10 protein-coding genes are annotated in these 13287 nt (G+C 73.2%); 2 read left to right on the top strand and 8 right to left on the bottom strand.

Annotated features, from left to right (window positions below):
• The first annotated feature begins 2 nt into the window (after positions 1-2).
• On the top strand, positions 3-827 hold the full coding sequence (locus tag OUQ99_RS10165; RefSeq protein ID WP_267949179.1) for a hypothetical protein: 825 nt from the start codon (positions 3-5) through the stop codon (positions 825-827).
• A gap of 50 nt (positions 828-877) precedes the next feature.
• On the opposite strand, the gene OUQ99_RS10160 is transcribed toward OUQ99_RS10165, so the two are convergent.
• Positions 878-1969 (bottom strand): NAD-dependent epimerase/dehydratase family protein, encoded by a 1092-nt coding sequence (locus OUQ99_RS10160; protein WP_267949178.1) that lies wholly within the window; start codon positions 1967-1969, stop codon positions 878-880.
• A 78-nt stretch (positions 1970-2047) separates the two neighbouring features.
• On the opposite strand from OUQ99_RS10160, the gene OUQ99_RS10155 reads away from it, so the two are divergent.
• Positions 2048-2509: a MarR family winged helix-turn-helix transcriptional regulator gene (locus OUQ99_RS10155; RefSeq protein WP_267949177.1), complete on the top strand. Its 462-nt coding sequence runs from the start codon at positions 2048-2050 to the stop codon at positions 2507-2509.
• A 52-nt stretch (positions 2510-2561) separates the two neighbouring features.
• On the opposite strand, the gene OUQ99_RS10150 is transcribed toward OUQ99_RS10155, so the two are convergent.
• The 7 genes from OUQ99_RS10150 to OUQ99_RS10120 form a co-directional block, all read right to left on the bottom strand.
• The gene (locus OUQ99_RS10150; RefSeq protein WP_267949176.1) at positions 2562-4781 is read right to left on the bottom strand and encodes an MMPL family transporter; all 2220 of its coding nucleotides are present in this window, start codon (positions 4779-4781) and stop codon (positions 2562-2564) included.
• Between the two features lie 22 nt (positions 4782-4803).
• Positions 4804-5979: an alpha/beta hydrolase gene (locus tag OUQ99_RS10145; protein ID WP_267949175.1), complete on the bottom strand. Its 1176-nt coding sequence runs from the start codon at positions 5977-5979 to the stop codon at positions 4804-4806.
• A 53-nt stretch (positions 5980-6032) separates the two neighbouring features.
• Positions 6033-7202, bottom strand: coding sequence for an alpha/beta hydrolase (locus OUQ99_RS10140; protein WP_267949174.1), 1170 nt, complete (start codon positions 7200-7202; stop codon positions 6033-6035).
• Positions 7189-9573, bottom strand: a complete 2385-nt coding sequence (locus OUQ99_RS10135; RefSeq protein ID WP_267949173.1) for an MMPL family transporter — start codon at positions 9571-9573, stop codon at positions 7189-7191. The genes OUQ99_RS10140 and OUQ99_RS10135 overlap by 14 nt, the downstream gene beginning before the upstream one ends.
• Before the next feature lie 144 nt (positions 9574-9717).
• Positions 9718-11373, bottom strand: a complete 1656-nt coding sequence (locus OUQ99_RS10130) for an FAD-dependent monooxygenase (RefSeq protein ID WP_267949172.1) — start codon at positions 11371-11373, stop codon at positions 9718-9720.
• Positions 11370-12047, bottom strand: a complete 678-nt coding sequence (locus OUQ99_RS10125; RefSeq protein ID WP_267949171.1) for an HAD family hydrolase — start codon at positions 12045-12047, stop codon at positions 11370-11372. The genes OUQ99_RS10130 and OUQ99_RS10125 overlap by 4 nt, the downstream gene beginning before the upstream one ends.
• Positions 12038-13075: a ScbA/BarX family gamma-butyrolactone biosynthesis protein gene (locus tag OUQ99_RS10120; protein ID WP_267949170.1), complete on the bottom strand. Its 1038-nt coding sequence runs from the start codon at positions 13073-13075 to the stop codon at positions 12038-12040. The genes OUQ99_RS10125 and OUQ99_RS10120 overlap by 10 nt, the downstream gene beginning before the upstream one ends.
• Positions 13076-13287: the final 212 nt, after the last annotated feature.

The following is a 13287-nucleotide window of genomic DNA, read 5'->3' as shown; positions in this document are numbered from 1 at the left end:
AGTTGTTCGCCGACGCGCCGGACATGGCCGTCGGCTACCTGCGCGACCTCGGCGTGAACGTTCCCGACTACGAACGGAGCGAGGTCACCTCGTGCGACCTCGGCCACGTCGATCCCGTGGAGCGCCGTTCCGACGTCGCGATCATGCTGCGCGGCCCCGGCCCGGACGACCCCCACGACCACCTGATGGGCATCGTCGTGGAGGTCCAGCGCGATCAGAAGGAGCGAAAACGCTTCACCTGGCCCGAATACGTGGCCAGCCTGCGGTTCAGGCACGAGTGCCCGGTCATGCTCCTGGTGGTCTGCCCCCGGCAGTCCGTGGCCGACTGGTACGCCGAACCGATCCACCTGGGCCATCCCGGCTTCGCCCTCCACCCCCTCGTGGTGGGTCCGGACGACATCCCCGTCGTCACCGACCCCGGAACGGTCGCCGTCTCACCGACCCTGGGAGTGCTCTCGGCGGCGGCTCACGGACATCTCAAGAAGGACGTCCTGGACGCGCTGCACACCGGTCTGGAATCGATCGACCAGGACAGGGCCGCGAAGTACATTGGATTCGCGCTGCACCTGCTCACCGACACTGATGGACAGAAGACTCTGGAGTCGCTCGTGATGGCGGACACGTACGAGTACACCAGCGCCTGGACCGAGAGCCTCAGGGCCGAGGGTGAGGCCGACATGCTCCTGAGGATCCTCGGGGCCAAGGGCATCGACATCCCGGACGGGGCGCGCGAGCGGATCAGCCGCTGCCGCGACGTCGGCCAACTCGCCGCGTGGGCCGAGAAATCCGCCGCCATCACCCACATCGACGAGCTGTTCGACGAGTGACCTGAGCCCGGGGCGGGTCCGGGCGCCTCGGCGCCCGGACCCGCCGCCGTTCAGCGGACGGTGGCCGCCCGGAGCGGCCCCGCGGGCAGCGTCCCCTGCTGCCGGTACCAGGCGCCCGTCGCGGCGACGGTCTCGGCGACGGAGCGGAACTCCACGCCCAGGTCCCGCTCGGCCAGCCCCGAGGTGATGTGCCGGTCCTCGCCCTCGCGCAGGACCCGCACCCCGGCGCGGGTCGCCGTCGGCTCGCCGCCGCCCAGACGGGCCTGGAGCTCCATGAGCGACGCCGCGGCCAGTGCCAGCCCGGCCGGGACCGCCCGGGGCGGGCGCACGCCCGTCTCGGTGGCGACCGCCCCGGTCAGCCCCGGCACGGACCGCTTGACCCCGGCCACCACGTAGCGGTCGTGCCGGCCCACGCGGGCGGCGGCCACGCAGGCGAACGCCACGTCGCGGGCGTCCACCACGTAGTTGGACAGCCGGGGCACCGCCTTGACCGCCCCCTTGGCCACGCCGAGGAAGAGGCGCCCCGAGGAGGTGGGACCGGCGTCGCCGGGCCCCCACATCCACCCCGGCAGGACCACCGAGACGCGGGTGGACCCGGTCCGCCCCGATCGGATCATCTCGTCCACGGCCCGCTCGGCGCGGACCTTGCTGGAGGGGTAGCACTCCGAGACCCGGAGCCCCGCGTACTTCTCCGGGGGCGGGGTCGACTCGTCGGCGGGCTGTTCGGGCCCGCGCAGCGCCAGCGTGTTGATGGAGCTGGTGTGGACGAACACCGGCACCCCCGCCTCGGCCGCCGCGGCCAGGACCAGGCGCGTCCCGGTGACGTTGACCCGCTCCAGGGGCTCGGTGAGGGAGGGGTCCTGGAAGTACTCGCGGAAGTAGGCGGCGGTGTGGAAGACCTCGTCCACCCCCGCGAAGAGGGTCCGGTAGGAGTCGGGGTCGGTGACATCGCCCGGGGCCAGGCGCAGGCGGGGATCGGCGGGGAGTAGCGTACGGGCGCGGTCCAGGTCGCGGACCAGGGCGACGACCTCCTGCCCCTGCTTCAGCAGGAGTCGCACGATGTTGCTGCCCAGGAGACCGGTCGCGCCGGTGACCAGGGCCCTCTCCCTCCCCGGGAGCGGTGTGGTGTGGGTGTCCGCCATGGTTTCACATCCCAAATATTATATAGTTGATCTATAATCATTACTCGTGATTATTTATGGAGTGAGGGTGACCGAGTTATGGAGAACGCGGCCGAGTGGGACACCCCCCTGTGGCACACGACCGGTTTCCGGCTGATCAAGCTGGGCGAACTGGCCCAGGCGACCACCGCGTCGATCTTCGGACCCCAGCAGATCTCCTCGCGCGAGTTCCACGTCCTGTCCGCGGCGGCGTCGATGTCCAACCCCTCCCAGAAGGAGCTGAGCCGGGTCCTGGGCGTGGATCCCAACGTGATGGTGGGGCTCGTCGACAGGTTGGAGGAGCAGGGGCTCGCCGTCCGGGAGCGCAACCCCCGGGACCGGCGGCGCTACATCGTGACGACGACGGAGAAGGCGGCGCGCATCCTGGAGGAGGCCCGCGAGACCGTCGCCGAGGCGGAGTCGGAGTTCTTCGCCACGCTGTCGGAACAGGAGGTCAGGACCCTGCACGAGCTGGCGGGGCGCCTGCTCGCCACCCACCCCCGGGTGACCAAGCAGGAGTAGCCGGGAGGGGTCGGTGTCGGGGGCCGCGCGCGGCCCCCGACACGCGGGCGTCCTACTCGGAGATCCCGAAGCGCGCGTGCACGCGCTTCAGCGGGGCCGGCGCCCACCAGTTGGCGCGGCCGGCCAACCGCATGAACACCGGCACCAACACGCCGCGGATGAGGGTGGCGTCCACCAGGATCACCACCGCCATGCCGATGCCGAGCATCATCAGGTAGAGGACGTCGGAGACGGCGTAGGTGGCGAAGGAGGCGGCGAGGATGACCGCCGCCGCCGTGACCAGCGGGCCGCTGCGCTGGAGCCCGGCCGCGACCGCCCTCGTGTTGTCCCCGGTCAGGTCGTACTCCTCCTTGATCCGGGACATCATGAACACCTCGTAGTCCATCGACAGCCCGAACGCGATGCAGAACATCAGGATCGGGAACGTCGTCTCCAGCGTGCCGTTGGCGGTGAAGCCCAGCACCCCGGACAGGTTCCCCTCCTGGAAGATCCACACCAGGACCCCGAACATCACCGCGAGGCTGAGCACGTTGAGCACGATCGCCTTGGCGGGCAGCAGGATGCTCCCGGTCATCAGGAACAGGATGACGAAGGTGATCGCGAGGATGAGCCCGAACACCAGCGGCACCTGGCCCAGCAGGGCCTCGCGGAAGTCGGTCAGGTCGGCCGGGTAGCCGCCGATCTGCGTGTCGCCGGGTGCGGGCACGTCCCGGATCCGCTCGATCAGGTCCTCGACGTCGGTGAGGGCGTCGGAGCCGGGCACCACGGAGAACCAGGTGGCCTCGGCCGAGCCGAACCTGTCGTCGGCCCCGGGCTCGGGCCCCGCGACCTCCTGGCCGCCCGTGTAGCGGCCCGTGAGCGCGTCCACCTGGTAGACGCCCTCCACCTGCGACAGGGCCTGCGCGTACTCGCCGAGGGCGGCCGTGTCGGCCCCTCCGGGCGTGTCCACCAGCACCTGCACCGCGTCCATCTCCTCCTGGACGAAGTTGGTCTCGATCTGGTCCTGGACGTCGCGGCTGGAGTTGCCCTGGGGCAGCACGCGGGCGTCGGGCAGACCGAAGTCGAGCCCCGTGGCCGGGGCCGCCAGGAGGAGCACCGTGCCCAGCGCGGGCAGGCCCCACAGGATCGGCCGGCGCATCATCCTCAGGGCGGTGGAGTGCCACCACCCGCTGTCGGGGTCGGGCTCGCGCTTGGGGCGCACGCGGTGCCCGACCTTGGCGAGCGCGGCGGGCAGGATGACCAGCGCCGCGAAGACCGAGGTCACCACGGCCCCCACGCCCGAGTAGGCGAAGGACTGGAGGAAGGGGAACGGGAAGAGCATGAGGCAGGAGAGCGCGACCGCGACGGTCAGTCCGCTGAAGAAGACGGTGCGCCCGGCCTTGGCCACCGCCAGCGTGACCGCCTCGGGGACCTTCCTCCCCCTGGCGAGCTCCTCGCGGAAGCGGTTGATGACGAACAGGCTGTAGTCGACGCCGAGTCCCACGCCCATGACCAGTGTGAGGTTGGCGGCGAAGGTGGACACGTCGGTGAAGTAGGTGACGCCGCGCAGCAGCGCGAGCGTGGCGATCACCGAGAAGAGGCCCATGGCCAGGGTCAGTGCGGCGACGGAGACCCTGCGGTAGATCAGGAGCAGCAGGACGAACACCAGCGGGAAGATGATCAGCTCGGCGCGGATGAAGTCGGCCTGCGCCTGCTGGGCGGCCTGGCGGAAGATCTCGTCGCCGCCGCCCACCTCCACGCGCAGGACCTCGTCGTCGCGGGTGAACTCCGGGGAGATCTCGCCGAGCGCCGTGCGCGCCTCGGTGACGGTCCCCTCCATGCGGACGGTGATCAGCGCCTGGGACCCGTCCTCGGAGCGCATCGCGGGGGAGTCGCCCCGGCCCCAGTAGGACGCGGTCTCGGCGACCTCCTCGCGGGAGGCCAGGTCCCGCTCCAGCGCGGTCGCCGCCTCGACGACCTGCGGGGCGTCCACGTCGCCGCCCTGGGCGGTGACCAGGAGCAGGAAGTGGTGCTTGCCGGTGCCGAAGCCGTCCTCCAGCAGCTGCTCGACCCGCTCCGACTCCGAGCCCGGGCTCTCGAAGCGGCTGAGGAGCAGCCGGTCCATGGTCCCGGCCGCCAGGACCAGGCTGACCAGGGCCAGTGCGATGCAGGCCAGGATCACCCGGCCGGGGCGCCGGGCCAGGCCCTCCCCGAGCCGGGTCAGGAACGGGGGGCGCCCCGGCGGGGCCCCTTCTGTGCTCGGTGGTGAGGTTGTCGTCGGTGACGAGGCCATCGTGTGTGTTCGCCTTCCAGGGTCAGGAGGTGGGGGCGTGCCGCTCCAACCACGCGGCAGCCGTCTCGTACAGGAGCTCGGATCCGGCGTCGACCGTCACGAAGTGGCCGGCGTCGTCCAGGGTGGTGGCGGTGACGTCGGGGCTGGAGGTGAACAGCCCGGGATAGCCCTCGACGCCCTGGCGGAGGACGTCGTGGGCGCCGAAGACCAGGTGGACGGGGACGTCGATCTCCCCGACCAGGTCCAGGTCGTAGAGGATCGCCATGGGCTCGGAGATCATGACGCCGCAGGGGTTGCGGCCCCAGTGCTCCTCCACCTCGGCGGCCACGGCGGGGTCGGCGTCGGCGCCGAGCCCCCCTTCGCGGAAGTCCTCCAGGGTGGGGTCGAAGTGGACGTAGCCGCGGGGGTCGCCCGGTTCGGCGTGCTCCTCGCCGCCCTCCAGACAGGTCTGGTAGGCGGTGAGGAAGCGCCGGTTGGTGTCGTCGGTGATGCCCACGGCCGCCCACCCGCTCAGGAGCAGGCCGTCCACGTCGCCGAAGGAGACGGAGGCGGTCTCGGCGACCAGGGCGCCGCTGGAGTGGCCGCCCATGACCACGGTGTCGAAGGCGGCGGGCTCGCCCCCCTCCACCCCGTACGCCCCCTCGCGGAGCTGCCCGACCACCTGGTTCGCGATGTCGGCGTGGGCCCCGCTGCAACTGGCGAAGCCGTCGGGGATGTCGCTGGACCCGTAGCCGAGGCGGTCGATGGTGACCGAGGCGTGGCCGCGGGCGGCCAGCTCGTTGACGTAGTTGCGCCCCTCGACGTCCAGCCGCCAGATCCACTCGCCCGTGTTGGTGCCGTGGACCAGCAGGGTCACGGCCGGGGCCTCGGCCTCCAGGACCTCGGCCGGCGCGGTGAGGTGGCCGCGCACGGTGTACTCCTCCCCGTCGGCGGAGCACCGGCCGCGGGTGCGGTTGACGTTGTCGACCGTGAACTCCACGGGGAGGTCCACCACCCCCTCGGGGAGTTCGGCGGGGGAGGCGGGCACGGCGGCGCCCGCCGCCCCGGGAGCTCCCGCATGCGGGGCCCCGGACGAGGTCCCGGGAAGGGGCCCGGGGGCCCCGGGGGCCCCGGGGGCCGCGGCCGTGGTGGCAGCGACGGTGAGGGCCGCGGCGACGGCGGCCGCCAGGCGGGCGGCGCGTCCGAGGGGGCGGGTCATGGGTGCTCCTTGGCGTGCGTGGGCGCCGGTCGGGCGGCGGGGTCCCGTGCGGTTCACCGCTCCTCCAGCCATGCGGCGAGGTCCTCGCGCAAGGCGGCGGCGCCCGGTTCGAGGACGAGGTAGTGGCCGGCGCCGGCGACCGTGACGGTCTCGCTCTCCGGCGCCCCGGTGAAGAGCGCGGCGTGCGAGGCCCCCTCGCCCACCCGGGTGTCGTCCTCGGCGAAGGCGAAGAGGACGGGGACGTCGATGCGGTCCACGCGGCGCATGTCGGTGGACAGTGCCTCCACCTGGGTCCCGAGGTCCCCGCAGGGGGTGCGGTCCTGGAGGGACGCGGCGAGCGCGGCGGCCGGTGTGGAGGTGTCGTGGAAGTTGGCCCTGGTGAAGGACGTGTCGCCGACGTCGACGTAGGTGTATCCGGCGGGGTCGTCCCCGTCCGGGTCGGGCGGACCCGAGCCGGCGTCGGCGGGGACCCCTCCCTGCATGCAGGAGGCCAGGCCGCCGAAGAAGCGGGCGTTGGCGCGGTCGGTGACGCCGGTGCCGCTCCAGGCCATCAGGACCAGGGCGTCGGGCGCCCCGGCCCCCTCGAAGGAGTAGGCGGTGATCTGGGCGATCTGGGCGCCGCTGTGGTGCCCGGCCAGGGTGACCCGGTCGAAGGCCGGGACGCCGCCGTCCAGCGCCGCGGGGTCCCCGACCGTGTAGTCGCCCTCGCGGACCTGGGCGATGACCTGCGACGCCATGTCGGCCTGGCTCCCCAGGCACAGGGCCATGCCGTCGGGGCGGTCGCTGGAGCCGTAGCCGAGCCGGTCCAGCGTGAGGGAGGCCTGGCCGAGCAGGGCCATCTCCTCCGCGTGGTGGAGGCCGGGCTCGTCCATGCGCCAGAACCACTCCCCCGCCGCCTGTCCGTGCTGGTAGACGGTGACGGCGGGGTCCTCCTGCGCGAGTGCCGCCGCCGGGGCGGTCAGGTGCCCCCGGAGGGTGTACTCGCCGCCGTCGCTGTTGCACGGCAGCCGGGAGTCGTTGCCGTTGGTGACGGTGAAGGAGACGGGGACGTCGACGATGTCGGCTCCGGCCATCCGGCGCGCGGTGGCCTCGGCCCGCTCCTCCGCCGTGGGCACGGGCGCCGCGGAGGTCCCGGAGCCGCCCGCGGGCAGCAGCACGAGCACGGCGGCGGCCACGGCGGCGGCGCCGGCCCCGGCGATCAGGGCCTTCCTAGTCCCGGACATGGGCCACCTCGGTGTTCTTCCTGTCGGGCTCCGCGACCGGGGCGGGCGCGGGGCCCTCCTCCGGGGTCGCGGGGCGGCCGGTCGTGGTGTCGGAGGGGGCCGCCCCGGTGTCCGGTGCGTCCCCGCCTGACCCGTGCGGGCGGACGGGCTCGGCCGCGCCCTCGCCGAGGGTCGCGTCGAAGGCCCGGTGGAAGCGGCGCAGCGGCTCGGGGGCCCACCAGGTGGCCCGCCCGGTCATGCGCAGCACCGAGGGCACCAGGAAGCAGCGCACGACGGTGGCGTCGACGACCACCGCCAGGGCCACGCCCCAGCCGAGCATCATCGTGTTGGTGACGCGGGAGGCGCCGATGGCGAGCAGGACGACCGCCAGGGTGACGGCCGCCGCGGTGATGATGCCGCCGGTGCGCCGGAGGCCGAGTTCGACGGCCTTGCGGTGGTCGCCCACCCGGTCGTACTCCTCGCGCATCCTGGACATCAGGAAGACGCCGTAGTCCATGGACAGGCCGAAGGCGATGCAGAACATGAGGACGGGCAGGGCGGTGTCGATGAACCCGGTGGGGGTGAATCCCAGCGGCCCGCTCAGGTTGCCGTCCTGGAAGATCCAGACCACCGCGCCGAACATGGCGGTGAGGCTGAGCGCGTTGAAGAGCACGGACAGCAGCGGCAGGACCAGGCTGCCGGTGAGCAGGTAGACGAGGACGAGCATGCTCACGACGACGGCCGTCAGCGCGAGCGGGATCTGCTCGGCGATCGCGGCCTGCGCGTCCACGACGGCCGCGGCCTGGCCGGAGACGGACGTCTCCAGCGGGGTGTCGACCGCGCGGATGGCGCGGACCAGGTCCTGGCTCTGGGGGGAGATGTCCTCCACCCCGGGGTCGGGCATCACCTGGAGGTAGGCGAGGTCGTCGGACTCGCGCAGGGCGTCCACGGGGGTGCGGGCCCGGGTGTTGGCGCCGTCGGAGTACACGCCCAGGGGCGAGCGGACCTCGTCGACGTCGTCCAGGGAGGACAGGGCGGAGGCGTAGGCGTCGAGGGCGGCGGCGTCGGTGTCCTGCGGGGGGCTGTGGACGAGCACGTCGACCGCTCCGGTCGCGGTCGAGCTGAAATCGTCGCGGATGACGTCCATGACCTGGCGCGACTCGGTCTCGGCGGGCAGCTGGCGGTCGTCGGCCATGCCGAACTCCACCCGGAGGAAGGGCAGCCCGGCGACGACCAGGACGATGAGCGACACGGAGGCGAAGAGGGGGGCGCGGCGCATGACGAGGCGGGTGAGCCGCTGCCAGCGCCGGTCGGCGGCGTCCTCCGGGGAGAGGGGTTCGACCGCGCCGGTGCGGCGGCGGAGCAGGCGGCGCGGGTCCAGGGAGTTGACGCGGTGGCCGAGGAGGGTGAGCAGGGCCGGGAGCACCACCAGTGAGGCGAGGGCCGCCAGCGCCACCACCGTCACGCCCGCGTAGGCGAAGGAGCGCAGGAAGTAGAGCGGGAAGAGCAGCATCGCGGCCAGGGCGGCGGAGATGGCCAGTGCGGAGAAGACCACCGTGCGCCCGGCCGTGCGGACGGTGACGGCGGTGGCCGTGGGCGGGTCGGCCCCGGCGGCCAGCTCGGCCCGGAACCGGCGCACCATGAGCAGGGCGTAGTCGATCGACAGGCCCAGCCCGAGGGCGATGGTGAGGCTCTGGGCGAAGACCGACACGTCGGTGAACCCGGCGATCACGTAGAGGGCGGCGTTGGTCCCGATGATGGCGACCACCCCGACCAGCAGGGGGAGGACCGCCGAGACGACGCTGCCGTAGACCCACACCAGGATGAGCAGGGTCAGGGGGAGGGCGATCAGCTCCGAGCGCAGGAGGTCCTCGGCGATGGTCGACTCGATGTCGTTCAGGACGGCGGTCTGCCCGCCGACGCTGACGGTGAGGGGGCCGTGCTCCCCTCCGTAGGCCTCCGCGATCGCGGCGACGGCGGGCCCCGCCTCGTCCTCCGTGCCGCTCACATGGGCGGCGATGAGGGCGCGGGAGCCGTCGTCGGACTTGAGCTCCTCGGAGCCGGTCTGCCAGTAGGAGGTGACGCCTGCGACGGCGTCCTCGTAGGCCAGCCCCTCGGCCAGTCCGAGCGCCCTGCGGGCGACCTCGCGGTCGTCCACCCCCGCCTCGGCCTCGACCAGGAGGATCAGGTTGGGCCGGCTGTCGGGGAAGTGCTCCTCCAGGACGTCGCCCGCCAGGGCGGACTCGGAGAGGGGGTCCTCCGTGCCCTGCCCCGCGCGGAGCCGGTCCGCGACCCCGGAGCCCAGGACCACGGCCCCGACCACGGCCAGCAGGGCGGTGAACAGCACCCACCAGGGTCTGCGCGTGGTCAGCCCGGTCAACGCGTCGAGCATCGTGCCACCCCCGTTCTTCTTGTGCGCGCGGGACCGCCGGTGGCGGTCGGAAGGCTCCGACCGCCACGGCGTGTACCGTCGTCGCCACAGTATCGTATAAGCATGCGACGATCATTCACCTAAACAATAGGGTTCACATATCGTTTACTTGGGGGAGTGCTGGACCCGCGGCAGCGGCGCGGAGCCGAGGAAGACCTCCGCCCGCCAGCCGGGGTCCAGGACGGCGACCGAGGCGACCACCGCGTCCGGGCGCACGTGCACCACCCACTCGCGCCCGCCCCCGCCCCCCGGGGGCCCGCCCCACCGGGCCACGTCGTGGGCCGCGGGGTCGGGCGCCGCGCCGTCGCGGCCGGTCAGCAGGAGCACGTCCACGTCCTCGGGGACCGCGCGCCTCAGCTCGGCCGCCGCGTCGGCGGCCCTCCGGGAGGAGCCGCCGACCAGCAGCGCCTGCCGCCCGGAGGCGAGGTAGTCGTGCAGGCTCTCGGCCTTGGTCCCGGCCGCGGGGACGAACGGCGCGTCGCCGATCCGCCGGCCCGGGACCGCGTTCCCCACCGCCTCGCGCTCCCGCCAGCCGGGCGGGGGCGCGGTGACGGCGGGGCTCTCCCGCAGGTCCGGGGAGATCTGGGCCAACTGCGGCACCAGCCGCTTCTCCAGCAGGCCCGACGCCGAGAGCGTGCGCATGAGCGTGTCGCGGACCAGGCGCGCCAGGGGCGCCCGCACCATCCACGTGCGGGTCTGCTGGTCCGCGCTGCGCACCACCGCCTGGGCGGTGGGCCGGCGTTCGAGCGGGTAGCTGTCCAGCAGCCCCTCCGGGGCGCCCCGGAGCACGGAGGCCAGTTTCCAGCCCAGGTCGAAACCGTCCTGGATGCCGGTGTTGAGCCCCTGGCCTCCCGCCGGGCTGTGCAGGTGGGCCGCGTCCCCGGCGATGAGCACGCGCCCGCGCCGGAACTCGCGCGCCACCCGGGCGTGGACCCGGAAGCGGCTGCGCCACCACACGCTCTCGATGCGCATCCCCGCGGGTCCCCGCTCGGCGAGCAGCCGGGCGAGCAGTTCGTCGCCGGGCGGCTCGGTGTCCCCATCCGGGGCGACGTCGAAGAACACCCGGTGCCCGCCGCCCGGCAGCGGCACGATCACCAGCACCCCGTCGGGGGTGAGGTGGTACTGGGCCTCCTTCTCGGGCACGGGGCCGCTCACCACCCCGTCGCTGAGCAGGAACACGCGGTCGTAGGTGTCGCCCTCGAAGGCCACGCCGAGCGACTCGCGGACCGCGCTGCGGCTGCCGTCCGCGGCCACCACCCAGGCCGCGGAGACCTCCTCCCGGCTGTCCGGGTCCCCCGAGGGACCGAGGACGACCCGCACGCCCTCCCCCGTCGGCTCCGCCGAGTGGACCTGGGTGGACCACTCGACGGACCCGCCGAGTTCGAGGAGGCGGTCGTAGAGCGCCTGCTCGGTGCCGGGCTGGGGCAGGCAGACCGGGCCGGGGAAGGCGGTCCCCTCCAGACCGCCGAAGCGCACCCCGCCGATCCTGCGTCCGCCGGAGAAGTAGGACGCCGACGCCAGCGGGAGGGATTGGCCGATCACCCTCTCGTGGACGCCGAGCCTGCGCAGGACCTCCAGGGCCCCGCTCCACAGGATGAGCGCCTTGGGCTCCTCGGCGACCCCCGCGCGGCGTTCGACCACGCGGCAGGGCACGCCGTTCTGGAGCAGGGTGCACGCGGCGGCGAGCCCGGTGGGCCCGGCGCCGACCACCAGCACCTGCGGCTGCGGCTGCGGCTGCGGCTGCGGGCCGGGGGCGCTCACAGGACCCCCTCCGCCGCTCGCCGGGGCTCGCCCGCCGCGTCCAGGAGCGCGCTCACGTCGGCGATCGCCTGGGCGTTGTCGCGGAAGCGGACCGTGGCCATGCCCATCCTGGCCGCGGGCTCCAGGTTCGCCTCCAGGTCGTCCACGAAGAGGCAGCGGTCGGGCGTCAGGTCCAGTCGCGCGAGGAGGCGCTCGTAGATCTCGGCGTCGGGTTTGCGCACGCCCTCGTGCGCGGAGTTCACCACGACCTCGAAGAGGTCGTCGGCGGGGACGGTGGCCCGCCAGAGCTCCTCCCACTCGATGACGTTGTTGGTGAGCAGGGCGATGCGGTAGCCGTCCCCGCCCAGCCGGCCCAGGAACTCGGCGAACTCCCGGTTCCCGGTGCGCCCGGCGAACCAGGCCTCGCCGAAGGTCCGGCCCTCGGGCAGCGCCCATCCCCCCTCGGGGAGCTCGGCGGTGATCTGCGAGACGAGGTCCGCCTCCGTGATGGCCCCGACCTCCAGCAGCGCCATGGGGTCGGCGCCGTTGCGCTCGGCGGCGGCCCCCATCGCGGTGAGGATGGCGTCGGGGGTCAGCCCCGCGGCCCCGGCGAAGTGCTCCAGGGTCTCGATGAGCGGGTTGGTGAGCACGCCGCCGTAGTCGCAGACGACGGCCTCGATGCGCTTCAGGACCACTGCGCCACCTCGATCCGGAAGGTGCTGCCCGCGACGCCCTGCTGGATGACGCGGACGTCCGCGCCCATGACCGGGCCGAACCGCTCGTCGCTGCGGAAGGGGACCAGGTCTGCCTCCACGACGGAGGCGAGGTCGTTCTCGGAGAACGAGGAGAAGGACGCCTCCACCGAGACGGGGGCCAGGGTGGCCGGGTCCAGTCCGCTGGAGCGCGCCACGGCCGCGACCGCCAGCTGGCGGGCGGCCTCGATGAGCAGGTTGCCAGGCAGGTGGTCCAGCGGGTGGTCGAACAGGTGGGGGTGGCTGTGGTCGGGGACCACGGTGGCCCTCCAGCCCTCCTCGCCGCGCTGCACCGGTTCGGTGATGACGACGTTGCGCGGGTCGCGCCGGCCGACGACCGAGGGCCGGGCGGGGACCGCGCGGGGCGCGGGTCCCGCGCTCCAGTCCAGGGCGTTGCGCCCCTTGCTGCGCAGTGCCTGGTAGGTGAGCTTGCTGACGAAGATGAGCGCGCCGGTGGCCTTGGCGACCTCGGTGCCGTTCAGCAGGACGTCGCCCCGGAAGTCGTATCCGCGAAGCTTCCCGGCCTGGTTGCGGTAGAGGTCGGCCTCGGTCCGGACCAGGAGCCGGCCGGGCTCGGAGCCCTGGCGCAGACCGTCGAGGTCGGTGATGTCCAGCGACATGCGCTGCATGATGAACGCCCGGTCCATGGGGACGTTCAGGTGCCGGTGGGAGATGAGCACGCCGGTCTGGCGGCACGCCTCCAGGATCAGGGGCAGGTCGTAGGCGGTCGACTCCAGCATGACGTGGCCGCGGGGGAGCTGGGCGGCCACGTCGAAGGTGCTCTCCCCCGTCTGCTGGGAGTCGGTGACGAAGACCTCGGAGACGGCGTTGCGGTGGACGAGCCCCCGGGGCACCGTCGAGTCGTAGTCGAGTTCGCGGACCTCGGCGTGCTCGGGGTCGAGCCCGGCGAGGGTGACGCGGTCGCTGGCCCCGGTGGCGGCCGGCTGCGCGCTGGTCGTTGCGTGGTTCATGTGCTTCCCTTTCGTTCACGTTCCCCGGGCGGGAGGCGTCTCCGCGTCGGGGGACGAGGTTCGGAACGGCAAAGAAGGGTGGTTCCCGTGTCGGGGCGGGCGGGCCACGGGCCGCCTCCGCACAGGACCGAGTATCCGGAGGCGCCCTGAAGGAGCCCTGAACAAGACCTGAAGGCGAATCGCGAAAGAAGTTCGCATTTTGCCGCGCACAG

It is taken from the genome of Streptomonospora nanhaiensis, assembly GCF_026642255.1.
Taxonomy (GTDB): Bacteria; Actinomycetota; Actinomycetes; order Streptosporangiales; family Streptosporangiaceae; genus Nocardiopsis; species Nocardiopsis tropica.
Note: the sequence above shows the minus strand (reverse complement) of the source record. Positions and strands in the feature narration are given on the sequence as shown.

Bases quoted from the DNA above. Each gene is read 5' to 3' on its own strand.
- OUQ99_RS10150 (WP_267949176.1), bottom strand. From the start codon at position 4,781: ATGGCCTCGTCACCGACGACAACCTCACCACCGAGCACAGAAGGGGCC.
- OUQ99_RS10140 (WP_267949174.1), bottom strand. From the start codon at position 7,202: ATGTCCGGGACTAGGAAGGCCCTGATCGCCGGGGCCGGCGCCGCCGCC.
- OUQ99_RS10135 (WP_267949173.1), bottom strand. From the start codon at position 9,573: ATGCTCGACGCGTTGACCGGGCTGACCACGCGCAGACCCTGGTGGGTG.
- OUQ99_RS10120 (WP_267949170.1), bottom strand. From the start codon at position 13,075: ATGAACCACGCAACGACCAGCGCGCAGCCGGCCGCCACCGGGGCCAGC.
- OUQ99_RS10155 (WP_267949177.1), top strand. From the start codon at position 2,048: ATGGAGAACGCGGCCGAGTGGGACACCCCCCTGTGGCACACGACCGGT.
- OUQ99_RS10145 (WP_267949175.1), bottom strand. From the start codon at position 5,979: ATGACCCGCCCCCTCGGACGCGCCGCCCGCCTGGCGGCCGCCGTCGCC.
- OUQ99_RS10160 (WP_267949178.1), bottom strand. From the start codon at position 1,969: ATGGCGGACACCCACACCACACCGCTCCCGGGGAGGGAGAGGGCCCTG.